Raw genomic sequence first — 24,749 nt, forward strand, 5'->3', positions numbered from 1 at the left:
ACGCAGCGCCCGGGCCGGATCGCTCCGGCGCAGGGCGGTCACGACGGCGACCGCCAGGGGCGCGGCGGCGACGCCGGCCAGCAGCAACGCCACCTGCCGGGGCGCGACGACGGCCGGTGCGGAACGCACGTCACTCACCCCCCTGTTCACGCAGCGCCCGGGCCGGATCGCTCCGGCGCAGGGCGGTCACGACGGCGACCGCCAGGGGCGCGGCGGCGACGCCGGCCAGCAGCAACGCCACCTGCCCGGGAGGCAGGAGCACCAGCAGCCCGGGCACGGGCCGGGTGGCCTCGCCGGTCAGCACGATCAACGGCAGCACCCCACGGGCCAGTACGGTGCCGAGGACGGCGCCCACCACGAGCGCCAGGCCCACCAGTACGGCGAGTTCGGCGGCGACCGTCCGGGCCAGCCGGCGGCGCGGGGCGCCGAGGGCGCGCAGCACGGCGAAGTCCGTCTCGCGTACCCGCAGCGACCCGGCGGCGCCCACCGCGAAGCCGACCGCGGCGAGCGCGGCCGCCACCGCGGCGGCCGCGGTGAACGCGGCCGTGGGTCCGGCGCCGAAGGGGTCGTCGCGCAGCTCGGCGGCGATCTCGTCGCGGACCACCACCTGTTCCGGGTCGACGTCCGGCAGCGCCCGCACCGCGGCGGCCACCCGGGCCGCGTCGCCGGGCGCGGTCCGCAGCCACCACTCGTTCGGGGTGGCGCTCTCCCCGTACCGCGCCTGCAGCGCCCGGTTCGCGGCGCGCAGGTCGACCAGGACCGCGCCGCCGTCGTGGTCGGCGGAGGCGGCCGGCGTTCCGGTGGAGGGCAGCGCCCGTACCGAACGGACGATCCGCACCGGCAGGCTCTCGCCGCCGATGACGACGTCCAGCCGCTGTCCGGTGCGGGCGCCCGCGGAGGCCAGGAACCGGTCGGTCACGACGGCCCGCACCTCGGGCGGCGCGGGCCGCGTCACCTGGAACCGCACGGACACCGTGGCGACCGTCCAGATGTCGGCGTCCGGCAGGTAACCGGTGCCGTAGGAGAACGTCGGTGGACGGGTGGAGACGGTGCGGGGCCGGGCGGGGTCGGTGCGCGAGGACGGGACGGCCATGCCGCCGGTCTCCACGGCCGTGGTCCAGGACGCCGGCAGGGTGAGCGGGCGCCTGGTGCCGTCGGTGCCCTCGGCGGTCAGGTCGCGGACCGTGAACCGGTGCCGCTCGGCGCGCTCGGCGGGCTGGGGCATGTCGAGCCGGAGCCCGGTGAGCAGCGCCGGGCCGTCGGCGGAGCCGAGGTCGAGGACGAGGGTGTGCGGGCGGCCGTCGGCGGGCAGCAGCCCGGCCGGCAACCAGTACGGCACCCCGGCCGCGTCCTCCAGCCGGACCGACGCCTCGGCGGTCGTCCCGGGGCCGGTGGAGCTGCGCAGGCTCGCCGTCAGCCGCAGCCGGGCGGTGCGGGCCGGTACCCGGGCCCCCACCGGGATGTCCTTCGGCGTCAGCCCGGCCATCAGCGACCGCACCGGTTCGTCGGCCAGGTCCGGGCGCATCAGCAGCGCGTTCGCCCCGTGCGCGGTGTCCAGGGCCAGTACGGTCGCCGTACGGTCACCGGACAGGCCCTGCTCGGCGCGTACGACGGGCACCGCCCCGCGGACGTGCGGCAGGGCCGCGTAGGCGTCCGTACGGCCGGGTCCGCCCTGCCCGGCGTCCAGCACCCGCACCGGCGCCCCGGCGCGGAAATCGGCCTGGTCGTCCTGCGAGCGGTTCCAGGAGGCGCCCTGGCCGATGGCCAGGATGCCGAGCGCGACGGCGAGCACCAGCAGCAGCACGGGCCCCGCCGCGCGCGCGGTGCGGCGGCTGAACTGCCAGCCGGCCAGCGCCGCGGGCAGCCCGCGCCCGGCCGCCGCCCACCGTTCCGCGAGCCGTGCCACCGGCGGCAGCAGCCGCAGGGTGAGGACCGTCCCGGCGAGCAGCGCCAGCGCGGGCGCGGCGACCAGCAGCGGATCGACCCCGAGCGATCCCGACCGGTCGGTGGCGACGCCCCCGGAGCCCTGCTGCCGCAACTGCCAGTAGGCGACCCCGGCCACGGCGAGCAGCCCCAGGTCGGCGCCCGCGCGGAGCGGGGTGGGGACGAGACCGCCGCCCGCGCGGCGGGGCCGGGCGCCGGGCGGGCCCGCGGAACGGCGCACACGGAAGCGGGGGGCGCGCGGAGCGCGCGTCCGGCCGGACTCCGCGCCGCGCCGCCCGCGGCGACCGGACGGTTCCGTGCCGGCGCCCGTCAGCGCCGGGAGGGTCACCGTCAGCGCGCAGCCCAGGGCCACCGCCACCGCCACCAGCCACACTCCGGGGCTCCCGGCGGGCGGGAGGTCGAGGCGCAGGCCGAGACGGGCCAGCGGGCCGTGTGCGGTGAGCAGGGCGGTGAGCGGTCCGGCGAGTAACGGTGCGCAGAGGGCCGCGGGGAGGGCGAGCAGCAGCGCCTCGGCCCCGGCGAGGGCCGCGATCCTGGGGCGGGACGCGCCGCGCGCCCTGAGCAGCCGGGTCTCCGCGGCCCGTTCTGCGCCCAGCAGCCGGGCCACCAGCAGCAGCGCGTACCCGCCGAGCAGCACCAGTTGGAGCGCGACGATCAGCAGCGTGGAGCGGGCGACGAGCAGCGAGCGGTCGACGCGGTCCAGCACGTCCGGGAGCGAGGTCGTCACCGCCGTCGCACCGCGCAGGGCGGCGGCCTTGCGCAGCTTCCCGCCGCCCGCCCCCGCGGCCTCGCGCAGTTCCCCCGTGCGCCCGGTGGTCATCGCGCCGAAGTCGGCCGACGCCAGCCAGGCCGTCGCGCCGGTGCTCACCCGCCCGCCGGCGAGGACCGAGGGATCGGCGAGCAGCGGACCGTACGTGGTGAAGCCGGCCTTCTTCACACCGCGGCCGAGCAGGTCGTCCAGCCGCCAGTACGGCGCGCCGGTGGCGGCGGGCCGGTACAGCCCGGTGACGCGCACCCGGACCCGGCGGTCGCCGAGCCGGTCGGCGAGGGTGAGCCGGTCGCCGGGCTCGAGACCGAGCGGCCGGGCGGCGGCCTGCGGGAGGGCCACCTCGATCTCGCCGGCCCTCCGGCCCGGGAGCCGCCCGGCGGTGGTCCGCACCTGGGTGTGGTCCAGCGCCGCGAAGTAGGTCAGGTCCGGGTCTCCGGAGCGCCGCGCGGCCGGCCGCAGGGACAGGGGGAGCGCGTACGGGCCGGAGCGGCGCAGCGTCCGCACGGTGACCGGCAGCCCGTCGAAGGCCGTCCGGGCGCCCTGCCGTACGGCGGTGCCGGCGGCGGCCTGCTCCTCGGCGGGGACGTCGGCCTTGACGATCAGGGCGGTGGCGGCCGTGTTGCGCGGGTCGTTCAGCACATGGCGCAGCGCCGCGTCCCCGATCGCGCCCGAGTACGCCGTGAGCGTGGCCAGCACGGCGGTGGTCAGCAGGACCGTGAGCAGGGCGGAGCCGAGCAGCAGGCGGTGTGCCCGCGCGCGTGACACGACGAACCCCGTCACCCGACCCCCGTGTCGTCCCGACTTCCGCAAGCGCTCTGTCGATCCCGGTGATGCTCGCAGAGGGGGACGGTCACGGGTAACCGGTTGCCGACCGGTCTATACCGGATCGTGACCGGAATCCGGCGCGGAACGACCGGAATCCGGGATTCAGCCGGTCATTCAGGGGTGTTGATCATCGACTGCGCCGCGTACGTCAGGTAGTTCCACAGCGTCCGCTCGTGCTCCTCGGACAGGCCCAGCTCGTCGACGGCGACCCGCATGTGCCTCAGCCAGGCGTCGTGCGCGGCGCGGTTCACCGTGAACGGCACGTGCCGCATGCGCAGCCGCGGGTGGCCGCGGTTCTCGCTGTAGGTGCTGGGGCCGCCCCAGTACTGGATGAGGAACAGGGTCAGCCGGTCCTCGGCCGGGCCCAGGTCCTCCTCCGGGTACATCGGCCGCAGGAGCGGGTCCTCGGCGACCCCCTCGTAGAAACGGTGGACGAGCCGACGGAAGGTCTCCTCCCCGCCGACCTGCTCGTAGAACGTCTGCTCCTGAAGCGTGCCGCGCCGAATCTCATTCACCCGTCCATGCTCTCAGACCCGGTGACCGAGGACCCGAGGCCCAGGACCCCTCCGCCTGGGGCTCCCGGACGCCCCGCGCCCCTACTGTGGGGGTATGTGCGCCTACGACGCGGGGATCGAGCGGCTGGCCGCCGAGGCGCGGGCCGCGCTGGTGCGGGAGATCGACGCCGAGGGCGCCTGGGCGGAGGACCCAGTGTGGCGGGAGGCGTTCGCGACGGTGCCCCGGCACCTGTTCGTGCCGTACTACTACGTCGGCGTCAGGGGCGGCTACGAACGCCGCTGGGGCCAGAGCCCGGACCCCGGGGCCCGGGAGCGCTGGGTGTGCGGCGCCTACGAGGACGCCCCGCTGGCGACCCGGCTGCGCGACGGTGAACTGCTCTCCTCCAGCAGTCAGCCCTCCCTGATGGCGATGATGCTGGCCGCGCTGGGCGTCGAGGACGGCGACCGGGTCCTGGAGGTGGGCGCCGGCACCGGCTACAACGCCGCCCTGCTCGCCCACCGGCTCGGCGACGACGTGCTCGTCACCACCGTCGACCTCGACCCGGAGATCACCGAGTCGGCCCGGCAGCACCTGGCCGCGGCCGGCCACCACCCGGCCGTCGTCACCGGCGACGGCGCGCGGGGAGTGCCGGAGCGCGCGCCCTTCGACCGGATCGTCGCCACCTGCGGGCTGCCCACGGTGCCCGGCGCCTGGCTCGCCCAGTGCCGGCCCGGGGGCCGGATCCTGACCCCGCTGGCCACCGGCCTGCTCGCCCTCACCGTCCGCGGCCCCGGCCACGCCGAGGGCCGCTTCCTGCCCACGGCCGCCTACTTCGTGCCGCTGCGCGGCGCGGGACGGGCGGAGCCGGAGGCGGTGTCGCTGAGCGGGCTGCCGGGCCGGGCCCGCGAGCAGGAGCCGTTCCGCTTCCTGCTGGACCTGACCAGGGGCGTGCTGGACCCGCGGGAGGCCCACGCGCTGTGGGAGCGCGAGGGCTGCCCCGACCGGGAGCGCTACGGCGTCACGGTCGGCGGCGGCCGCACCTGGGCCTGGCTGGACGACCCGGAGGGGCCGTACACCTGGCCCCTCCCGTGAGGCGCCTCAGCCCCTGCGGACGGTGATCGTCGTCCAGGCGCCCACGTGCACCCGGTCGCCGTCCTGCAGCGGCACCGGCACGAACGGCTGGATCGGCTCGTCGGAGCCGTTGACCGTGGTGCCGTTGGTCGAGTTCTGGTCGACGACCGCCCAGTTGCCGTCCGGCTGCTGCACCAGCACCGCGTGCTGGTGCGAGACGCCGGGGTCTTCCGGCGGCACCGACAGGTCGATGTCGGGGGTGTCGCCGGTGGAGTGCCGGCGGCGGCCGATGGTGATCTGGTTGCCGGTGAGCGTGCGCTGCTGCTCGGGCGAGTAGGCGGGCAGGTTCAGGCCCGCGGCCTCGGGGCCGGAGCGCTGCATCATCGCCATGAAGTAGTCGCGGTCCGGCCCGATGGTCGCGGTCCAGGTGGCCGGGCCCTGCGGGGCCTGCGGGAAGCCGTGACCGGGCGGGGCCTGGGTGGCGCCGGGCTGCGGGTAGCCGTAGCCGCCGCCCGGGGCGCCGGGGCCGCCGGCGGACGGCGGGGAGATCACCCAGTCGTCCTCACCGCCGCCGAAGGGGCCGCCGCCGGCCGGGGGCCGGCGGGTCTCCTGCGGGAAGGCGGGCGCCCCGGCCTGCTGGAAGGCCTGCGGCGGACCGCCGGCCGTACCGCCGGGACCGGCGGGCGGGGTGGGGCCGGGCGGCGGCGGAACCGGACGGGAGGGGTCGGGGCCGAAGCCGGACGGACCGGGACCACCGGGCTCACGGCCGAAGGGCGGCGGACCGCCGGCCGGACCGCCCGGGCCGCCGGGACCGCCGCCGAAGCCGGAAGGACCGCCGGGGCCCGCGGGACCGCCCGGGCCCTGCTGCCCCGGTACGCCCCCGAAGGGCGGCTGACCGGCCGGCGGCCGGCCGCCGCCGAAGCCGGACTGACCGCGCTCGCCGGCGAACGGCGTCGGGCCCGACGGCTCGCTGCCGAAGGACGGGATCGGCTCGGCGGGCCGGTTCACCTGCGAGGGCCGCGAGCCCTGGTACTCGTACGAGTCACCGCCGCCGTACGTCGAGCTCGGCGGCTCGAAGCGGGGCTGCGGCGGGCGCGGGGCGGCCGGGGTGTAGGAAGTGGCCGTGTTGGTCAGGAAGTTCCACCGGCACTCCTCGCAGAACGGGGCGCCGCCCTCGCGGGGCGTGCGGCACTGCGGGCACAGCTCCGGCTCGTGGCCGCCGGGCGCGGACGGGCGGCCGCCGGGCTGCGCGCCCTGCGGCGGGAAGCCGTAGCCACCGCCCGGCGGGGGCGGCGGAGGGGGCGGAGGTACGGCACCGGCCATGCGGTGACCGCAGACCTCGCACCAGTCGTCGGAACCCGACTGGTGTCCGTTCGGGCAGGTCGGCATGTCGGCGCTTCCCCTTCTCCTGAGGGTCCTCCGGTACGTCCGGATCTCTTCCTGGTCGTCCCCGCGGTCTCCCGCGGGTCACTTCTTTACACGAACAGTCTTCGTGGACCGGGTCTCGAGGGTCATCTCGTCGGCCTCCGCGACCTTCGCCTTCAACCGCACAGTACCTGTCGCGGCGTCGACCACGTCCACCACCTTCGAAAGGAGTTTCGCAGTATCGGCGTTGCCCGAGGCGCTCGCGAGCTGGACGGCGCGCCCCAGTTTGGCCGTCGCCCGCTCGAAATCGCCCGCTTTGCGAAGGTCGAGGCCCTGCTGGATGGCCTGCGCCAGCTCGGCCTGCCCGGTGTAGTGGGCGACCTGGGGGCTGATCGAGGTGGAGGCCGCCATGTCGTCCGTCCACACCGCCCTGACCAGGCCCTGGCCGCCGAGGTTGCGCACCTGGCCGTCCGGCTGCGGCACGACCAGGGAGATCCGGGCGGCCAGCATCTCCTGGCCGAGACCGGCCGCCGGGACCTCCACGCACAGGTGGTAGTCGCGGGACTCGTCGCCCCAGGACCCGGTGGGATAGTCCCCGGCCCGGGGCCCCGCCTCGGTGCGGCGGTCGGTCAACTCCTCGACGGAGGGCGCCACTTGCTTGACGAACCGGAGGTTCGCGCCGACCGGGGTCCACACCCGCAGCGCCACGTCGGCGACCTCCTTGCCCATCGCCGCCTCCATCATCCGCGTGAAGTCGGCGGCCAGGCCCGCCGGGTCGGCGACGATGTCGGCGGTGCCGAGCAGCGCGGAGGCGATGCCTGTGACTTCTTTCACTTCCCAGTCGGTGCCCACGCCACGCGCGTCACAGGTGAACCGCCCGGCGCACTCGTCCAGCGCCGCCCGCAGGTCCTGCGGCGACTCGTGCTCGTTGCGGCCGTCGGTCAGCAGGATGCCGTGCCGGATGTCCACGTCCGCCGAGGACAGCAGCCGGTCGGCGAGCCGCAGCCAGGTGCCGATGGCCGTGCCGCCGCCCGCGGCGAGCCGGCGCAGCGCCTGCTTGGCCTGCTCGCGCGTGCCGGCGTCGGCGACCGCGAGCCGCCCGCCGCCCGGGTAGACCTCCGTGGCCACGTGGGTGCCGCCGACCACCGCGAAGCGCACCCCGTCGCGCAGGGTGTCGATCGCGGCGGCCGTGGCGTCCCGGGCGTTGCGCATCTTCGTCGGCGGATAGTCCATGGAGCCCGAGCAGTCGACCATGACGGCGACCGCCGCGGAGGGTCCCTGGCCGGCCGGGTACGGATGCGGGGCCGTGACGGCGCCGCCCACCGTGCCGCCGCCGGTGGCGGTCACGGTGACGATGGCGTTGACCTCTCGGCCGCCCTCGGGCAGGTACTCGTTCTGGTACACGTCGACCGAGAACTGCGGCACGCTCGGTTTGGCGAAATTGGCCATGACTGTTCGGATCCCCCTGTGACGCCCCGCTGGCGCGAGGCAGTGCCGGTGGACGGACCGGTCCCCTCCGGTCCGCCGGGCTTCCCCGTGATGGTGCGGCCTCAGGCCGATCCTGCCCCCTGCGGCGCCGCGGGGAACGGCACGACGGCCACTGTTACGTTGTCGTGGCCCCCGCCGTCCAGGGCGTGGCCCACCAGAACGCGGGCGCTGTGCAGCGGACGGGCGGCCGCGTCGGCGGGCACGGCCTCGGCCATCTCCTCGGCCGTCTCGGCGTAGTTCCACAGGCCGTCGGTGCAGACCAGCACGACTCCGGGCCGGTCCGGCTTGAAGGCGGCGGTGTGCGGCTCCAGTTCGTAGGCGTCCGCGCCGAGCCAGCCGGTGATCGCGTGGGCGCGCTCGTCGGCGTACGCCTGGGCCTCGCTCATCAGGCCGGCCGCGACCATCTGCGCGGCCCAGGAGTCGTCCTCGGTGAGCCGGGCCGGGGGAGCGGAGCGGTCGTCCGGCACCCAGTAGACGCGGCTGTCGCCGACCCAGCCGACCACCAGCAGCCCGCCCGTGACGATCGCGCCGACGATGGTGCACGCCGGGGAGTTCTGGTGCGGGTCGTGCTCGCGCGCCGCCTCGGGCTCCTCGGCCAGGGAGTTGACGGCCTGTGCGGCGGCGACGATCGCCTCGTGCATCGCCGCCTGCGGGTGGGTGCCGCGCGGCAGGGCGGCCAGCAGGGTGTCGACGGCCGCCTGCGAGGCGGCCATCGACGCCTCGTCCGGCCGGGTCGCCGAGGACACGCCGTCGCACACGATGGCCAGCGCCGCGGGCGAGCCGTCGGGCAGCACGGTGTGGGCGACACCGAAGGCGTCCTCGTTGCGGTGGTGGCGCAGGCCGCGGTCGCTGACCGCGGCCACCGGGCCCGACTCCCGCTCCATCCGGTCGCGTTCCCGGGGCTGGGCGTGCCCGCAGTTCTCGCAGTAGCCGTCGTCGTCCACCCGGCCGGCCCGGCAGGCCACGCAGACCTGCGCGGGAGCGGCGGCCGGGTCGGAAGCGGCAGGTGCCGGCGGCGCGGCGGGACCGGCCGAGGCGCGCGGGTCGGGGGCCTGCAGCGGGTACTCGTCGGGCTCCGGGCGCCGGTCGAAGCGGACGCCGGGCGCGGCCGGCTCCTCGTGGTGCAGCGCGTTGCCGCCCGAGTCGGTGCCGGGCACGTCGGTCGACGAGTGCGCCACCGGCTGGGTGCTGTCGGAGCCGGCGGGCTCGGGGGCCGGCCAGTCCACGCCGTCCCCCGGCCCGGCGGAGCCGGTCATGGTGAGGGTCGGGTGGTCCTGCGGCACGGCGGGCACGACGGACAGGTCGTATCCGCACGCGCCGCAGAAGAGGTCACCCGACTCGAGCGGCTCGGCACAGCTCGGGCACTTCTCCAGTGCGGCCTGCTGGGGCATCTGCGACATCAACTACACCCACGTCCGGGGGCGGTAACGGTTGGCCCGTTCCACCAGCTCGATCCTCTCCTCGCCGCCGGGCGCCAGCCTGGCCAGCGTGCGGTACGCGCGTTCCAGGCCGAAGCGCAGGCCCCGTTCGTCCAGACCGCTGCCGAGCACCTTCCGTCCGCCGGCGGCCGGCGGAGCGGTGTCCCGGCCTGTGGAGAGTACCCAGTCCAGCGCGCTGCCGAGCACTTCGGCGGACAACTGCTCGCGGCGCGCCGGGTCCAGACCGTACGCCTCCAGCGCCTCGACCTGCCCGGCGGCGGCCGTCAGGTCGTCGAGGAACGGCAGGTCGCCGGCGCTCGGCGTACGCCCGCGCATCCGGGCCCGGACGGCGGCGACCCGGGCGGCCGTGTAGTGGATGGACGACTCGGGCACCGACTCCAGGGTGTCGACGGCGCCGCGCCGGTCACCGGCCGCGAGCCGCACCCGGGCAAGTCCGAAGGCGGCGCTGACGAAGCTCGGGTCGGTCGACCACACCAGCCGGTAGTACTCGGCCGCGTTGTCCAACTGGTGCAGCACCTCGGCGCACAGGCCGAGCGCCAGCTTGGGCGCCGCCTCGCCGGGGAAGGCGTCGTAGAGCGCGTCGAAGCCGAGCGCGGCGCCCTCGAAGTCACCCGTGACCAGCGCCGCCACGCCCCGGTACCAGACCACCCGCCAGTCGTCGGGCCGTTCGCCCTCCAGCTCGTCCAGGGCCGTGAGCGCGGCCCGGTGCTCGCCGTTCTCCAGCCGGGCCCTGTTCTGCCGCAGCCGCGACTCCACGCTCGGCGCGGGCGCCGCGTCGAGGGCGCTGATCAGCTCGGCCGGCGCGGACGCCATGAGCCCGGCCAGGAAACCGGCGTTGGGGTCGTTCGGGTCGACCAGCGGCACCGGCAGCGCCAGGGCGGCGGCCGGCGTGTCCACGGGCCTGACGACGGCCGGGGCGGGCAGCGCGGGCGCCGGCGCGGCGCCGCGCGCCGGACGCGCCCCGAGCAGCGACACGTCCCCGTGCGCCCGGGGGAACAGCTCCGTGTCGACGACCTTCACCTCGGGCCCGAACAGCGTGGACAGGGCCGGTCTGGCCTGCCCGGTCTGCAGTGAGACGACCTCCCGGAGGACGCCGGTCAGCTGCTCCGACATCTCCTGCGCGGAGGCGAACCGGCGGGCCGGGTCGGGGTCGGTGGCGCGGACGAGGAGCCGGTAGAAGGACTCGTAGCGGTGGAAGACCTCGATGTTGTCCGGGTCGGGCAGGGAGTCCACGAAGACGTTCGTGTAGCCCTGGAAGTCGAAGGTGAGGACGGCGAGCGTACGGCCCACCGTGTACAGGTCGCTGGCCACCGACGGGCCGACGTCCGCGACCTCCGGCGCCTGGTACCCGACCGTGCCGTAGATCGCCGACTCGTCGTCGTCCATGCGGCGCACGGCGCCCATGTCGATCAGCTTGAGCTGGTCCTCGGTCTGGATGGCGTTGTCGACCTTGAAGTCGCAGTACAGCAGGTTGCGGCTGTGCAGGTGGCCGAGCGCCTCCAGCGCCTCGATGCCGTACGCGCAGGCCTGCTCCACCGGCAGCGGGTCACGCCTGCCGTCGGGCGTGCGGCGGGCGTTGGCGATCTCCTTCAGCGACTTGCCGCCGACGTACTCCATGACGATGTAGCCGTCGAGGGAACCGGTGCGCTGGTCGAGGTGCTCGACGAAGTTGTAGATCCGCACGATGTTGGCGTGCTCGATCTCGGCGAGGAACCGACGTTCGGAGATGGCCGCCGCCATCGCGTCCTGGTCGCCGGTGTCCAGCAGGCCCTTGAGCACCACCCACCGGTCGGACACGGCCCGGTCCACGGCGAGGTAGACCCAGCCGAGGCCGCCGTGCGCCAGACAGCCCGCGACCTCGTACTGGCCGTGCACGATGTCCCCGGCCTTCAGCTTCGGCACGAACGAGTACGGGTGCCCGCACTTGGTGCAGAACCCCTCCGTGCGCCCCGGCCGCTCGCCCCGGGAGCGCCCGACCGGCGCCCCGCAGTCGGACCGCGAGCAGAACCGCTTGCGCTCGGGCACCTCCGGGTTCTCCAGCACCATCGCGCGCGGGTCCGGCCGGGGCACCTGCGGCACCGAGACCAGCCCGGCGCCGAGCCGCCCGCGGGTGGAGGCGCCGGAGGACGAACCGGAGCTGCGCACCGACACCGAGCGGGCGCTGGAGCCGCCCGACAGGTCGCGCGAGAGCCGCCCCGACACCGAGCGGCGCGACCTCGACGCCTGCGAGGAGGTGCGCGAACTGCGGCCGCCGGCGCCCGTCCCCGAGCCCTTCGTGACGCCCGTGGCCGGCGAGCCGACCATGCCCGCCCCGGAGCCGGGACCCCCGGACGCCACGACCGGGGCCAGGCCGCAGGTGTCGCAGTACAGCTCGCCGCCGCCGACGTCCTCGTAGGAGCCCTCGCAGCCGGGCCGCTGGCACGTCCGCTGTGCCTGACTCATGACGACTCACCTCTACGGTCCTCGGGTCCGCCCTGGCGGGGGACGCCCGGCGCGCCGAGCAGTTCGGCCGCCGCCTGCTGGTAGCGCAGCACGGCCTGCTCGGCGACGCGCAGGTCGCAGGGGGCGCTCCACAGCATCCGCCGGGCCGCGTCGTACCGCTCGACCAGCAGCGGGTCCTCGGCGAGGCCGTTGCGGGTGGTCTTCGCCCGGTACGCGTCCAGCCGGCCGCGCAGCTCGGCGCGGATCGCGAGCGGCGCGGTGACGGCGGTCAGCGACTCACGCGCGCGCAGCAGTTCGTCCTCGGCCTTCCGCTCCAGGGACTCCAGCAGCGGGGACAGCCGGTGCCACTGCGCGTGCCGCCGGTACTCGGCGGCCGCGGCGAGCTGCTCCTGCAGCGCGGTCGGCGGGCCGCTGACCACCGGCACCTCGGTCGCCGCGATCTTCGCCAGCACCTCGCCGCGCGCGGTGCGCGCCTCGGCGAGGGTGCGGTCCGCGCGGGAGAGCACGTCCCGCAGCCGGATCAGCCGCGCCTCGGCGTCCTGCCGGACCGTCAGCACCGCGTCGATCTCGCGCCGCACGTCCTCCAGGGCGCGGGCCTCCCGGTCGTACACCGTGGTGTCCGGGCGGCCGCCGCCGGGCGCCGAACTGCCCTCGGCCCGCACCCAGAAGGCGAGCGGGTCGGAGACCACGTCCGCGCGCAGGGCGGTCAGCGTGCGCGTGATGCGCTCGAGGTCGTCACCGGCCGCGTGCTCGCCCGGGCGGACGCCGACCGAGTGCGCGAGCCTGCGGGTGCGCTGGAGCTCCGCGGCGAGTAAATCGATCCGGGCGGGCAGCGCCGACCAGACCGCGTCGGCGGTGACGACCAGGTCGAGCGAGGAGGCGTACAGCTCGTTCATCCGGTCGACCAGGGTGGTGAGCGAGAAGCTCTCGCTGAGCTTCGCGGCGCCGGCGGGGTCCGCGCCCCCGGGCACCGTGACGGACGCGCCGCGCAGCAGTTCGGTCAGCTCCGCCAGGTCCTCGCGGCTGGACCAGCGGCGCCGGGCGCGGATCTCCCGGGCGGAGCGCAGCGCCGCCGTGTAGGCGTCGAAGTACGCCCACAGCAGGGTGATCGACGCCTCCGCGGCCTGCCAGCGCTGCCGGGTGACGCCGGTCAGCTCGGCGCCTTCGAGGAGTCTGCGGCCCGCGTGGTCCTGGAGGGCGAGCAGCGAGGTCTCGATCGCCTCGTGCTCCGCGCCGAGCCGCGCCAGCGCACGGTCCACCTCGTCCCGGTCCATCAACGGCCCGGCGGGGTCCGTGACGCCCATCGATCACCTCTCGCTGCTGTGTGGTTGGCCTGGATCGGGTCGGGTTCAGCTCTTGCGCAGGTACTGCGGCGCGGGCGGTTCGGACGGGGCCGAGTCCTTCCCCAGTGTGGCCGACAGCCACCTGTCGTACGACGCCTGCCAGCCGTCCGCGCGGTAGTCGACCAGGATGCGGTTGACCCGGCGTACCAGATCGTCGGCGTCCTTCTTCATCGCCACGCCGTAGTACTCGGTGGTGAACGCGTCACCCTTCAGGGCGACCGTCGGGTCCTGCGCGGCCTGGCTGGCGGCGAGGGCGCCGTCGGTGACCACCGCGTCGACCTCGCCGAGCTGGAGCCGTACCAGGCAGTCGAGTTGGCTGGGGACGGTGGTGGAGATGTCGGTGGAGGCGGGCAGGTCGCCCGCGTCCCGGTCGGCCTTCAGCTTGCCGTAGGCGGTGGAACCGGAGGCCGTGCAGATCCTCTTGTGCGCGAGCGTGCCGTCGTAGCCCTTCACGGAGGACGACTTGGGGGCCAGCACCTGCTGGCCGGTCTTGAAGTAGGGCGCGGAGAACGCCACGTCGTCCAGGCGCTCGCAGCTGATGGTCATCGTGCGGACCACCATGTCCACCCGGCCGTCCTTGATCGCCGGTATGCGCTGGCTGGTCGGGATGGCCTTGAACTGCACCGCGTCCGGGTCGCCGAGGATGTCCTCGGCGATTCTGTGGACGAGGTCGATGTCGAAGCCCTCGAGCTGGGCGGTCTCGGTGTTGGGGTTGCGGTAGCCCCAGTGGTAGCTGTTCTGGTCGACGCCGACGACCAGCTTGCGCTTGGCGCCCGTACGGGACTTGATGGCGTCGATGGTCCGGCCGTCCGCGCCGGACGGGGACAGCGTCTGCTTCTGCGCCTCGGAGTCCTTGCAGTCGCCGGCGCGCGCCTGGCTGCCGTGGGCGACGCCCGGGCCGGCGGCCCGCACGCCGCCGTCGTCGTGCCGCGGCTGCGTGCACGGCAGCAGCAGCGCGAAGGCCAGCGCGAGCGCGCACAGCACGGCCATCGAGCCGACCCCGCCCCAGCCCCGCAGGGAGGCCCGCACACGGCTCGCGTACATCGTCACGCCCCCTGTCACCGGTACTCCGAAAGCCTGCGTCCGACGCCGGCCACCGCGCCCGCCGCGCCGAGCACACCCAGCACGGCGGCGCCGACGGGCAGCCCGGTCATCGCGTCGCGTCCGTCGCCGGCGGCCTGCCGGAACTCTGTCTGCTCGTGGCCGATGGCCAGGGCGATGTTGCGGTCCACGCTGTCGAAGCACGCGCCGGTGGCGTCCGCGCCGCCGATCACCTTGTCCAGCGCCTGCTGGTAGTTGCCGTTCTCGTCCTCGGTGCGGGCCGAGGCGTGGCGCTGCTTCCACACCGCCATGTTGCCCTCGGCCGCCTTGACCGGACCGGTGCCCGCGCTGTCGTCGGCGAGCCCGCGGGCGTCGCTGAGGCCCTTGGCGAGCACGCCCATGTCCCGGTCGAAGTCGTAGTAGTAGGCGTCGTACGTCTGCCCGCCCACCGTGACGGTCTCGGCGCCGCGCGCCACCAGGCTCAGGTTCTCGTTGCCCCGCGCCTTCAGGGAGGCGATGCGGGCGTCGTGCAGGACGTTCAGCGAGCGGACGCCGTTGTCGTAGGACCCGTTGAGCCCCGACCGGGCGACCGTGTGCCCGACCACCAGCCACAGCAGGGCCGCCGCGGTGGCGGCGGAGGCGGCCACCAGGCCGTGGTTGAGGACGCGGTTGGTGCGCCGGTAGGTGCGGTGCTGGGCCCAGCCGAGCGCGGCCAGGGCGAGCACGCCGAGCGCGATCGCCGCCCACGGGTAGGGCGTCGCGTCCCCGTAGTCGGCGTTCAGCCGCTGGTTCTCCTTCTTGTAGAGGTCCTCCGCCGCCGGGAGCATCTCCTTCTGCATCTTCTCGTTCGCGTACCGCAGATAGGCGCCGCCGACCGGATAGCCCTGCCGGTTGTAGGTGCGGGCGCGCTCCACGAGGCCCTTGTACTCGGGCAGCAGCTTGTTCAGCCTGGCGACGGCCGCCTCCGACGGCGAGCCCGGCTCGGAGTTGGCGGCGGCGGTGACGAGGCCGGCGGCCGCGGTGCGGATGTCCTTCTCGTACCGGTCCCGCGAGTCGGCGGTCTCCTGGCCGCCCGCCAGGAAGCCGCTGGAGGCCGCCGTGTTGGCGTCGGCCAGTGAGCGGTATATGTCGGCGGCGCCGGAGCTGAGCGGCTGGCTGCTGTGCAGCACGTCGTCGGCGGCGGCCGCGCGCTCGGCGGTCTGCCAGGCGGTGACCGCGCCGAACGCGACGACCAGCACGGCGAGTACGGCGCCGATGATGCGCAGCCGCCCCGGCTCGGTGGTCGCGGCGGACCGGAGCCGGTCGACGCCCTCGGCGAAGGCGGTACGGCGGGGCGCCGGGGGCGGGCCCGGCCGGGCGGCCGGCGCCGGCGGCAGGGGCTGCGAGGGGATCGCGGGCACGGCGGAGCCCGCCGGCGGCGGTGCCGTGCTGCTCCTCGGCGGGTGTGTCACCTGACCTCCCCCATGGTCATCCGTTCGCCGCCAAGTATTGCGGCCCGGACCGACATCCGCACCGGCCTTCGCTGGATCTTGATGGGATCGCGGCGTCCCCTGCCCATGAATACGCCGTGGGCACCTGTTCGGTTCCCTCGCCGCCTGCCCCGGAGCGGCCCGGCCGGCCTCAGCGCCGGCCGGTCTCCCAGTGGGCCCGGGCCCGTTCCAGGGCCGCTTCCCCCGCGCGCAGACGGTCCAGGCCCAGGAGGGCCGCGCCGAGCACCGGGGCGGCCGTGACCACGCGGACGTCCGCCTTGGGTGCGCGCGACGCCAGCAGGTCGCGCACGCCGTCGTCGAGCCGGGCGTGACCGGCGCTCAGCACGCTGCCGCCCAGCAGGACCGGGGTCTGCTCGCCGAGGAGGTCCAGCCGGGTCAGCGCCACCGTGGCCATCGTCGCGACCTCCTCGGCGAGGCGGTCCACGAGGGAGCGGGCGACCCGGTCCCCGTGCGCGGCCGTGCGGAACAGCACCGGCGTCAGCTCGTGCCGGCGGCCGTGCTCGACGTGCCCCAGGTGCAGGGCCTCGATGAGGGCGTACATGGAGCGCAGGCCGAAGTGCGCGGGCAGCGTGCGGGCCAGTTCGGTCGCCTCGCCCCGGCCGTCCTCCGCGCGGGCCGCGTGCCACAGGGCCTCCTCGGCAAGGCCCCAGCCGCCGCCCCAGTCGCCGGAGATGCGCCCGATGGCCGGGAAGCGGGCGGTGCGGCCGTCGGGGCGCATCCCGACGCAGTTGATGCCCGCGCCGCACACCACGGCCACACCCCGCGGCTCGGGCACGCCCGCCCGCAGGATCGCGAAGGTGTCGTTGCGCACCTCCACCGAGGCGCCCCACGCGCGCGCGTGCAGCGCGGCCGCCAACTGCTCCTCCTCCACCGGCAGATCGGCGTTGGCGAGGCAGGCGGAGACATGCGAGGCGGAGGCCGCGCCCGCGGCCGCGAACGCCCGCGCGACCGGCTCGGCGAGGGCGTCCACCGCCGCCTCGACGCCCACCGCCGGCGGGCGGAAGCCGCCGCCGCGGGCCGTGGCCAGCACCTCGCCCCGGGCGGTGACCACGGCCACGTCGGTCTTGCTGTTGCCCGCGTCGATGGCGAGGACGGTCGGGATCAGGCCCACGCGAGGTGCTCCCGGTTGTGCGCGACCAGCCGGTCGGTGAGGGCTTCGGCGTACTCGTACTGGCCGACGAGCGGATGGGCCAGCAGGGCGCGGAAGACCCGGTCGCGGCCGCCCCGCAGGGCCGCCTCCAGGGCCAGTTCCTCGTACGCCGTCACGTTCGCCACCAGGCCGGCGTACAGCGGGTCGAGGTCCGGCACCGCGAGGGGCGTGGCGCCGGACGGGCCCACCGCCGCCTGCACCTCGATCACCGCGTCGTCCGGGAGGAAGGGCAGGGTGCCCCGGTTGAGCGTGTTGACCACCTGGTACGGGCTTCCCGTGCCGCCGCCCAGCAGGGCCGCCGCCAGGTCGACGGCCGCCTCCGAGTAGAAGGCGCCGCCCCGCTTGGCGAGCAGCGCCGGCTTCTCGTCCAGCGCCGGGTCGGCGTACATCTCCAGCAGTTCGCGCTCCATGGCCGCGACCTCCGCCGCCCGGGAGGGCTTGGTGCGCAGGTCCCGCACCACCTCGTCGTGGGCGTAGTAGTAGCGCAGGTAGTAGGACGGGACCACGCCGAGGCGGTCCAGCAGGGGCCGGGGCAGGCGCAGGTCGGCGGCGACGGCGTCGCCGTGCCGGGCGAGCAGTTCGGGCAGGACGTCCGCGCCCTCGGGTCCGCCGAGCCGCACTCCCGTCTCCCACGTCAGATGGTTCAGGCCCACGTGGTCCAGGTGCACGTCCTTGGGGTCGGTGCCCAGCAGGGCCGCGAACTTGCGCTGCAGCCCGATCGCCACGTTGCACAGTCCGACCGCCCGGTGCCCGGCCTCCAGCAGGGCGCGGGTGACGATGCCGACCGGGTTGGTGAAGTCGATGATCCAGGCGCGCGGGTTGGCACGGCGCACGCGCTCGGCGATGTCCAGGACGACCGGGACCGTGCGCAGCGCCTTGGCGAGGCCGCCCGCGCCGGTCGTCTCCTGGCCGATGCAGCCGCACTCCAGCGGCCACGTCTCGTCCTGCTGCCGGGCGGCCTGACCGCCGACCCGGAGCTGGAGCAGTACGGCGTCGGCGCCGTCCACGCCCGCGTCCAGGTCGGCGGTGGTGACGACACGGCCGGTGTGGCCCTGCTTCGCGAAGATCCGGCGGGCCAGGCCGCCCACCAGCTCCAGGCGTCCGGCGTCCGGGTCCACGAGGACGAGTTCCTCGACCGGCAGGGTGTCCCTGAGCCGGGCGAAGCCGTCGACGAGTTCGGGGGTGTAGGTCGAGCCGCCGCCGACCACGGTGAGTTTCATACGTGGATCAACCCTTTACTCCGGTGAGGGTGACGCCCTCGACGAACGCCTTCTGCGCGAAGAAGAACACGAGGATCACGGGGGCCATGACCAGCACGGTGGCGGCCATGGTGAGGTTCCAGTCGGTGTGGTGGGCGCCCTTGAAGGACTCCAGGCCGTAACTCAGCGTCCAGGCGCCGGGGTTCTCGGAGGCGTAGATCTGCGGGCCGAAGTAGTCGTTCCAGGCGTAGAAGAACTGGAAGAGGGCCACCGCGGCGATGCCGGGCTTCGCCATCGGCAGCACCACCCGCACCAGGGTCCTGAGGTCGCCGCAGCCGTCCACCTTCGCGGCGTCCACGTACTCGTTCGGGATCGTCATCAGGAACTGGCGCAGCAGGAAGATGGAGAACGCGTCCCCGAACGCCATCGGGACGATCAGCGGCCACAGGGTGCCCGACAGGCCGAGCTGCTTCGCCCAGAACAGGTACATCGGGATGACGACCACCTGCGGGGGCAGCATCATCATCGAGATCACCAGCATGAGGGACAGATTCCGGCCCCGGAAGCGGAACTTGGCCAGCGCGTACGCCACGGGTATCGAGGACGCCACGGTGAGCACGGTGCCGAGCCCGGCGTAGATCAGCGTGTTCTTCCACCAGGTGAGGAAGCCCGGGGTGGCGAGGACCTGGCGGTAGTTGCCCCACTCCCAGGTGTGCGGGATCAGGTCCCGGCTCAGTGCCTGGCTGTCGCTCATCAGGGAGGTGAGGAACACGAAGACGAAGGGGAGGGTGAAGAAGAGCGCCGCGGCGACGCCGAGGGAGTGCACCGCGATCCACTCCAGCAGCGCCCGGCGCCGTGCCGCGCGCTCGGCGCCCGGGACGGCCTGAGCCGTCCGCACCGGCTTATCCAGTACCTGGGTCATGGTCAGTCACCTGCCTGGACGAGGCCGCCCCGGCGCCGCATCAACAGCGCGGTGAACGCCATCGACAGGGCGAACAGGACCAGTGCGACGACACACGCCGAGCCGTAGTCGAAGCGCTGGAAGCCGAGGTTGTAGACGAGTTGGGGGAGGGTGAGGGTGGACTTGTCCGGGTAGCCGGGCTCGAACTGGGTGCCCGCGCCCTGGATCACGCCCGAGGCGACCTTTCCCGCGATCAACGGCTGCGTGTAGTACTGCATCGTCTGGATCACGCCGGTGACCACGGCGAACATCACGATCGGGGAGATGTTCGGCAGGGTGACGTAGCGGAAGCGCTGCCACGCCGAGGCGCCGTCCAGCTCGGCCGCCTCGTACTGCTCCGCCGGCACGTCGAGCAGCGCGGCCATGAAGACGACCATCAGGTCGCCGATGCCCCACAGGGCGAGCAGGGTCAGGGCCGGCTTGGACCAGGCCGGGTCGCCGAACCAGCCGGGCGCCGGGACGCCGATCCGCTCCAGGATGGAGTCGACCGGGCCCGTGCCGGGGTTGAGCAGGAAGGCGAAGGCCATGGTCGCGGCGACCGGCGGGGCCAGGTAGGGCAGGTAGAACAGGGTGCGGAAGACGCCGGCCCCCGTCCTGATCCTGGTGATGAGCAGCCCGACCCCGAGCCCGAAGACGACCCGGAGCGTCACCATCACCACCACCAGCCACAGGGTGTTGCGCAGCGCCGGCCAGAACAGCGGGTAGTGCTCGAAGACGTAGGTCCAGTTCTTCGTGCCGCTCCACGTCGGCGGCCGGAAGCCGTCGTAGTGCATGAAGGAGAAGTAGACCGTCGAGATCAGCGGGTACGCGAAGAAGACCGCGAAGCCGATCAGCCAGGGCGACATGAAGGCCGCCGTGCGCAGCGCCGCCCTGCGGCGCCTGGAGCCCAGCGTGGTGGTCGCCATGGCTACTTCGCCTGCGCGATGTCCGTGTCGATCTGGGCGGCCGTCTTCCTCAGGCCGGCCTTCAGATCGGTGACCTTGCCGCTCTCGTAGTCGTACCCGAACTGCTGGATCGTCACCAGGTAGACGCCGCCGTTGACCGAGGCGGGGGTGGTGGTGGAGTTCCGGTCGGCGGCGATGTCCAGGAAGGTCTTGAAGCGCGGGTCGTACCGGAGCTTCGGCGACTTCAGCGCGGCCAGGGTGGAGGGCACGTTGTGGATGTCGTTGGCGAAGCCGACCACCGCGTCGGTGTCCGTGGTCATGTACTTCAGCAGTTCCCAGGCCGCGTTCTGCTTGTGGCTGGTGGCGGCGATGCCGGCGATGGTGCCGGTGATGTAGCCCTTGCCGTACTGGTCGGCCTGATCGTCCGGGACCGGCAGCGGGGCCACCCCGATCTCGAACCCTGGCTTGGCCTCCTCGGCCATGCCCAGCCGCCACTCGCCGTCGAGCTGCATGGCGACCTGCCCGGTGTGGAAGGGGTGCCGTGCGCCCCACTCGTCGCCGAGGGTGGCCCGGAACCTCTCCAGCTTCTGGAATCCGCCGAGTTCGTCCACGAGCCGCTTCTGCAGCGTGAAGCCCTTCTCGAAGGCGGGGTCCTTCGCCAGGGCCGACTTGCCGTCCTTGTCGAAGTAGGTCGGCGAGAACTGCCCGAAGTAGTGCTCGGTGGTCGACTCCCAGCCGTGGTAGTCCGGCATGAAGCCGAGCTGCTCGTAGGTGCCGCCCCGGGAGACGGTGAGCTTCTTGGCGTCGGCCTCGAACTCCGACCAGGTCTTCGGCGGGGCCGTGATGCCGGCCTTCCGGAACGCCGTCTTGTTGTAGTAGAGCCCGTAGGCGTCGCCCAGCAGCGGCGCCGTGCAGCGGTCGCCCTCGAACCGGGTGTACTCGTTCATGGCCTTCGGGAAGGTCGTCTCCGGGTCGATGCCCGCCTTCTCGAAGAACGGGTTCAGGTCGATGAGCGCGCCCGACGAGCAGAACTTGCCGACGTTGTTGGTGGTGAACGAGGAGATCACGTCGGGGGCCCGGTCGCCGCCGGTGCGCAGCGCCTGGTTGATCTTGTCGTCGGTCATGTTGCCGACCACGTTCACATGGATGTTGGGGTGCGCCTTCTCGAACCCGGCGACCAGGGACCTCACCGCCTTGACCTCGTTCGGCGCGCTCCAGGCGTGCCAGAAGTTGATCGTCGTCTCCTTGGAGGCGTCGTCGGAGGCGCCGGAGCCGGACTGACCGGTACAGGCGGTGGTGAGCAGGGCGAGCGAGGCGGTCAGGGCGAAGGCCGCTTTTCGGGCGGTTCCGGGTACGGCTGTGGGCATGGCGGGGTCTCCCGGGGACGGGGTGGGTGAGGAGGGAGTGCTTCGGTGGGGCTCGGGCGCTCAGCGCGAGGTGTCGAAGACCTCGTCGCGGGTGGTCGCGAGCGCGGACTCCAGCGCGCCGCGCAGCACGGGGTGTTCCGTCACGTCGCCGACGGCCAGCCGGGGGCGGGCCGCGGCGAGTTCCTCCAGCTCGGCCTGGACGAGGGCGCGCAGCACCTCGCCGCCGGCCGTCAGGGCGGAGCCGCTGAGGACGACGAGTTCGGGGTCGAGGACGGAGACCAGCGAGGCGAGACCGGTGGCCAGCCGGGTCGCGTAGGTCCGCAGCAGTTCCCGGTGCGGCCCGCCGGCATGGTCGGCCGCCCGCGCCAGGAGGGCGGCGGCCACCTCGGGGTACGGGCCCGCCGGCACGTCGCCGACGCCGAGTTCGCGGGCCAGCTTCGGTACGGCCTGGGAGCCGGCCAGCTCCTGGTAGCCGCCGCTGTTGGCCTTGGTCACCTGGCGCACCAGGGGCGTGCCCGGCACGGGCAGGAAGCCGACCTCGCCGGCGCCGCCGGTCCAGCCGCGGTGCAGCCGGCCGCCGAGGACCAGGGCGGCGCCCATGCCCTCCTGGTTCCACAGCAGGACGAAGTCCGTGTGGCCGCGGGCCGCGCCGAGCCGCTGTTCGGCGATCGCGACGAGGTTGACGTCGTTCTCGTACTCGACCGGCATCGGCAGCGCGGCGGCGAGTTCGTCCAGGAGGGCGGGGGAGTGCCAGCCGGGCAGGTGCGAGGCGTAGCGCAGCCGGCCGGTGCCCGGGTCGAAGGCGCCCGGGGTGCCGATGACCAGCCGGTGCACGTCGGACCGGGCGAGACCCGCGGCCTTCACGGCGCCGTCGAGGGCCTCGGTGACCTGCTGCACGACGGGCCGGGCCGGACGCCGGCCCGGGGTGGGCAGCTCGTACTCGCCGGCCGTGCGGCCGGTGACGTCCGCGACGGCGGCGCGGATGCGGTGCGGGGTGACGTCGAGCCCGGCCGCGTACGCGGCGCCCGGGTTCACGGCGTAGAGCTGGGCGTTCGGGCCCGGCCGTCCTTCGCTGGTGCCGGTGACCCGGACCAGCCCGGCCGCCTCCAGCCGGGCCAGGAGCTGGGACGCGGTCGGCTTGGACAGGCCGGTGAGCTTGCCGATGCGGGTGCGGGACAGCGGGCCGTGCTCCAGGAGGAGGTCCAGCGCGGCGCGGTCGTTCATGGCGCGCAGGACCCGCGGGGTGCCCGGCGTACCGGCGGTTCCTGCCATGCGGTCGACACCTGCCTTTCCAACTGCCCAGCTTTTCAGTGACCTGGGCATGACGTCCAGCCTTGATCAACGGGCGCCCGGAAGATCACTGTTAGGAAACTTTCCTATTGGCGTGGGAGGAACGTAAGCCCAGGACGAAGAGGGCGTCAATAGACGACGCCCCCCGAGGCGACGGAGTCGTCGCCTCGGGGGGCGGGAGTCAGGAGGGGGCAGGGCGCCTGCGGCGCCGCGCTACTTGCCCGGAGGGGCCGGGCGCTGGGTGGCGATCGGGGCCGCGGCCACGGACTGCGGGGACTCGGAGTTGGCGTACACCGACGGCGCCGCCACCGCCGCGGCCGGGTCCGGGGCGTCCTCGACGTCCTCCACGGCGGTCGCGCCGCCCACGATGCGGATGCTCGCCGCGTCGAAGGCCCGCTTGACCCGCCAGCGCAGCTCGCGCTCCACGGCGACCGACTTGCCGGGCATGGTCCGCGCGGTGAGCCGCATGACCATGGAGTCGATCAGCACGCTGTCCAGGCCCAGCACCTCGACCTGACCCCAGAGAAGCTCGTTCCAGGGCTCTTCCTTGCTCATCTTCTCGGCGACCTCGTCCAGGACGGCCTTCACCCGGTCCAGGTCCTCGCTCGCCCGTACGGTCACGTCGACCCCGGCGGTGGCCCAGCCCTGCGAGAGGTTGCCGATCCGCTTGACCTCGCCGTTGCGGACGTACCAGATCTCACCGCCGTCACCGCGCAGCTTGGTCACCCGCAGCCCGACCTCGATCACCTCGCCCGCGGCCACACCCGCGTCGATGACGTCGCCGACGCCGTACTGGTCCTCCAGGATCATGAAGACACCGGAGAGGAAGTCCGTGACCAGGTTCCGGGCGCCGAAACCGATCGCCACGCCCGCCACACCGGCCGAGGCCAGCAGCGGCGCCAGGTTGATCCTGAAGGTGGACAGCACCATCAGCGCGGCCGTGCCGAGGATCAGGAAACTGGCCACCGAGCGCAGCACGGAGCCGATCGCCGCCGCCCGCTGACGGCGCCGCTCGACGTTGACCAGCAGCCCGCCCAGCGCGCTGCCCTCCGCGGCCTGCGCGGTCCGGGTCATGCGCTCGATCAGCTTGGTGATCGCCCGCCGCACCACCGCTCTGAGCGCCACGGCCACGACCACGACGAGCACGATCTGCAGCCCCATCGCCAGCCAGGTCGACCAGTTCTGCTCCACCCAGCTCGCGGCGTTCGTCGCGTGATCCTGGGCGTCCTGCAGGCTGGGAACGGCCGGCGTCGTCGAACCCGAGGGGGACGGCGAGGGAGTCGCACCGGCGGCCGTGAGGACGGCGGGCAAGGACACGGCGGGTACCTCCATGGTGCTGCGCGGTCCGCTCCGGCGGGGCGGTCAAGGTCTTCGCGATCACGAAAAGGTCACCGGGCGGACAGAACCAACACACTAACGGGGCATCGTGTGTGCTCCGCGCCGTTCCGCCCAAGGGAGACGGGTCTCACCTGGGCTTGAACACGCCATGATCCGGGGGACACATCAGGTGTGGTCGAAAACACTCCCAGCCCGTTACCGGGACATGGTGGCGCGTTCACCAGGCATGAGGGGAGACTGACTGCAGATCGTCCCGGCGCGAGCCACGCGCCGCCGACGCCCAAGGAGGCACCCGTGCCGCACGTCCTGGTCCTCAACGCGTCGTACGAGCCGCTCGGCGTCGTACCGCTCCGCCGCGCGCTCGTCCTCGTCCTGGAGAACAAGGCCGTCTCCCTCGAGGAATCCGGCGCCTTTATGCACAGCGCGACCGTCACAGTCTCCGCGCCCAGCGTGGTCCGGCTGAAGCGTTTCGTGCGGGTTCCCTACCGGGGGCCCGTTCCTCTCACCCGCCGGGCGCTGTTCGCGCGCGACGGGGGCCGGTGCATGTACTGCGGTGGCGTCGCAACCAGCGTCGACCACGTCATCCCGCGCAGCCGCGGGGGCAAGCACGTCTGGGACAACGTGGTGGCCTCGTGCCGCCGCTGCAACCACGTGAAGGCCGACCGGCACCTCGTCGAGATCGGCTGGCGGCTGCGCCACAAACCCGCCCCGCCCACCGGTCTGGCCTGGCGCATCATCGGCACCGGCCACAGGGACCCGCGCTGGCTGCCCTACTTGCAGCCGTACGGCGCGGACGACGCCATGGCCCGGATCGACGGCATCTCAGCCTGACGGTTCCGGGCCTTCGC

18 protein-coding genes are annotated in these 24,749 nt (G+C 74.2%); 2 read left to right on the top strand and 16 right to left on the bottom strand.

Translation table 11 applies throughout. From position 1 onward, the window contains the following. Nucleotides 1–130: 130 nt before the first annotated feature. Both ACZ7JA_RS05940 and ACZ7JA_RS05945 read right to left on the bottom strand, forming a co-directional pair. A complete protein-coding gene (locus ACZ7JA_RS05940) occupies nucleotides 131–3,493 on the bottom strand; it encodes an FtsX-like permease family protein (protein ID WP_470807366.1) in 3,363 nt (1,120 codons plus the stop codon). A gap of 155 nt (nucleotides 3,494–3,648) precedes the next feature. Then, on the bottom strand, nucleotides 3,649–4,053 hold the full coding sequence (locus ACZ7JA_RS05945; protein WP_470807368.1) for a globin: 405 nt from the start codon (nucleotides 4,051–4,053) through the stop codon (nucleotides 3,649–3,651). A 94-nt stretch (nucleotides 4,054–4,147) separates the two neighbouring features. On the opposite strand from ACZ7JA_RS05945, the gene ACZ7JA_RS05950 reads away from it, so the two are divergent. Further along, a complete protein-coding gene (locus tag ACZ7JA_RS05950; protein ID WP_470807370.1) occupies nucleotides 4,148–5,125 on the top strand; it encodes a methyltransferase domain-containing protein in 978 nt (325 codons plus the stop codon). Nucleotides 5,126–5,131: 6 nt separating this feature from the next. Here the strand turns inward: ACZ7JA_RS05950 and ACZ7JA_RS05955 are convergent, their stop codons facing one another. From ACZ7JA_RS05955 to ACZ7JA_RS06020, 14 genes are all read right to left on the bottom strand, one after another. Continuing rightward, on the bottom strand, nucleotides 5,132–6,493 hold the full coding sequence (locus tag ACZ7JA_RS05955; protein WP_351659150.1) for an FHA domain-containing protein: 1,362 nt from the start codon (nucleotides 6,491–6,493) through the stop codon (nucleotides 5,132–5,134). A gap of 78 nt (nucleotides 6,494–6,571) precedes the next feature. Then, nucleotides 6,572–7,918, bottom strand: a complete 1,347-nt coding sequence (locus ACZ7JA_RS05960) for a vWA domain-containing protein (protein ID WP_401131448.1) — start codon at nucleotides 7,916–7,918, stop codon at nucleotides 6,572–6,574. Between the two features lie 101 nt (nucleotides 7,919–8,019). Further along, nucleotides 8,020–9,357 (bottom strand): PP2C family protein-serine/threonine phosphatase, encoded by a 1,338-nt coding sequence (locus tag ACZ7JA_RS05965; protein ID WP_351659155.1) that lies wholly within the window; start codon nucleotides 9,355–9,357, stop codon nucleotides 8,020–8,022. Nucleotides 9,358–9,360: 3 nt separating this feature from the next. Beyond that, nucleotides 9,361–11,838, bottom strand: a complete 2,478-nt coding sequence (locus ACZ7JA_RS05970; protein ID WP_470807376.1) for a serine/threonine-protein kinase — start codon at nucleotides 11,836–11,838, stop codon at nucleotides 9,361–9,363. Further along, nucleotides 11,835–13,142 (bottom strand): hypothetical protein, encoded by a 1,308-nt coding sequence (locus tag ACZ7JA_RS05975; protein ID WP_351659161.1) that lies wholly within the window; start codon nucleotides 13,140–13,142, stop codon nucleotides 11,835–11,837. The genes ACZ7JA_RS05970 and ACZ7JA_RS05975 overlap by 4 nt, the downstream gene beginning before the upstream one ends. A gap of 45 nt (nucleotides 13,143–13,187) precedes the next feature. Continuing rightward, a complete protein-coding gene (locus ACZ7JA_RS05980) occupies nucleotides 13,188–14,225 on the bottom strand; it encodes a glutamate ABC transporter substrate-binding protein (RefSeq protein WP_351659164.1) in 1,038 nt (345 codons plus the stop codon). 14 nt (nucleotides 14,226–14,239) lie between these two features. Continuing rightward, on the bottom strand, nucleotides 14,240–15,673 hold the full coding sequence (locus ACZ7JA_RS05985; protein ID WP_403678810.1) for a hypothetical protein: 1,434 nt from the start codon (nucleotides 15,671–15,673) through the stop codon (nucleotides 14,240–14,242). A gap of 169 nt (nucleotides 15,674–15,842) precedes the next feature. After that, complete coding sequence (locus ACZ7JA_RS05990) at nucleotides 15,843–16,823, bottom strand: N-acetylglucosamine kinase (protein ID WP_403678808.1); 981 nt, start codon at nucleotides 16,821–16,823, stop codon at nucleotides 15,843–15,845. Further along, on the bottom strand, nucleotides 16,814–18,082 hold the full coding sequence (locus ACZ7JA_RS05995; protein WP_351659173.1) for a 6-phospho-beta-glucosidase: 1,269 nt from the start codon (nucleotides 18,080–18,082) through the stop codon (nucleotides 16,814–16,816). The genes ACZ7JA_RS05990 and ACZ7JA_RS05995 overlap by 10 nt, the downstream gene beginning before the upstream one ends. 7 nt (nucleotides 18,083–18,089) lie before the next feature. Then, on the bottom strand, nucleotides 18,090–18,983 hold the full coding sequence (locus tag ACZ7JA_RS06000; RefSeq protein ID WP_470807377.1) for a carbohydrate ABC transporter permease: 894 nt from the start codon (nucleotides 18,981–18,983) through the stop codon (nucleotides 18,090–18,092). Between the two features lie 2 nt (nucleotides 18,984–18,985). Continuing rightward, nucleotides 18,986–19,927 carry a carbohydrate ABC transporter permease gene (locus tag ACZ7JA_RS06005; RefSeq protein ID WP_351659179.1) on the bottom strand — a complete coding sequence of 314 codons (942 nt, stop codon included), beginning with the start codon at nucleotides 19,925–19,927 and terminating at the stop codon, nucleotides 18,986–18,988. Nucleotides 19,928–19,929: 2 nt separating this feature from the next. Continuing rightward, nucleotides 19,930–21,273 carry an ABC transporter substrate-binding protein gene (locus ACZ7JA_RS06010; protein WP_470807378.1) on the bottom strand — a complete coding sequence of 448 codons (1,344 nt, stop codon included), beginning with the start codon at nucleotides 21,271–21,273 and terminating at the stop codon, nucleotides 19,930–19,932. Nucleotides 21,274–21,333: 60 nt separating this feature from the next. Beyond that, nucleotides 21,334–22,545 carry an ROK family transcriptional regulator gene (locus ACZ7JA_RS06015; RefSeq protein ID WP_351659185.1) on the bottom strand — a complete coding sequence of 404 codons (1,212 nt, stop codon included), beginning with the start codon at nucleotides 22,543–22,545 and terminating at the stop codon, nucleotides 21,334–21,336. A gap of 231 nt (nucleotides 22,546–22,776) precedes the next feature. Next, a complete protein-coding gene (locus ACZ7JA_RS06020; RefSeq protein ID WP_351659188.1) occupies nucleotides 22,777–23,880 on the bottom strand; it encodes a mechanosensitive ion channel family protein in 1,104 nt (367 codons plus the stop codon). Nucleotides 23,881–24,195: 315 nt separating this feature from the next. Here ACZ7JA_RS06020 and ACZ7JA_RS06025 point away from each other — a divergent pair, with 315 nt between their 5' ends. Continuing rightward, nucleotides 24,196–24,732: an HNH endonuclease gene (locus tag ACZ7JA_RS06025; RefSeq protein ID WP_199210575.1), complete on the top strand. Its 537-nt coding sequence runs from the start codon at nucleotides 24,196–24,198 to the stop codon at nucleotides 24,730–24,732. Nucleotides 24,733–24,749 lie beyond the last annotated feature (17 nt).

The sequence above is a fragment of the Streptomyces sp. NPDC038135 genome (assembly GCF_055601245.1).

Bases quoted from the DNA above. Each gene is read 5' to 3' on its own strand.
- ACZ7JA_RS05955 (WP_351659150.1), bottom strand. From the start codon at position 6,493: ATGCCGACCTGCCCGAACGGACACCAGTCGGGTTCCGACGACTGGTGC.
- ACZ7JA_RS05965 (WP_351659155.1), bottom strand. From the start codon at position 9,357: ATGTCGCAGATGCCCCAGCAGGCCGCACTGGAGAAGTGCCCGAGCTGT.
- ACZ7JA_RS05970 (WP_470807376.1), bottom strand. From the start codon at position 11,838: ATGAGTCAGGCACAGCGGACGTGCCAGCGGCCCGGCTGCGAGGGCTCC.
- ACZ7JA_RS06000 (WP_470807377.1), bottom strand. From the start codon at position 18,983: ATGACCCAGGTACTGGATAAGCCGGTGCGGACGGCTCAGGCCGTCCCG.
- ACZ7JA_RS06015 (WP_351659185.1), bottom strand. From the start codon at position 22,545: ATGGCAGGAACCGCCGGTACGCCGGGCACCCCGCGGGTCCTGCGCGCC.
- ACZ7JA_RS05995 (WP_351659173.1), bottom strand. From the start codon at position 18,082: ATGAAACTCACCGTGGTCGGCGGCGGCTCGACCTACACCCCCGAACTC.
- ACZ7JA_RS05980 (WP_351659164.1), bottom strand. From the start codon at position 14,225: ATGTACGCGAGCCGTGTGCGGGCCTCCCTGCGGGGCTGGGGCGGGGTC.
- ACZ7JA_RS06005 (WP_351659179.1), bottom strand. From the start codon at position 19,927: ATGGCGACCACCACGCTGGGCTCCAGGCGCCGCAGGGCGGCGCTGCGC.
- ACZ7JA_RS06010 (WP_470807378.1), bottom strand. From the start codon at position 21,273: ATGCCCACAGCCGTACCCGGAACCGCCCGAAAAGCGGCCTTCGCCCTG.
- ACZ7JA_RS05960 (WP_401131448.1), bottom strand. From the start codon at position 7,918: ATGGCCAATTTCGCCAAACCGAGCGTGCCGCAGTTCTCGGTCGACGTG.
- ACZ7JA_RS05950 (WP_470807370.1), top strand. From the start codon at position 4,148: ATGTGCGCCTACGACGCGGGGATCGAGCGGCTGGCCGCCGAGGCGCGG.
- ACZ7JA_RS05975 (WP_351659161.1), bottom strand. From the start codon at position 13,142: ATGGGCGTCACGGACCCCGCCGGGCCGTTGATGGACCGGGACGAGGTG.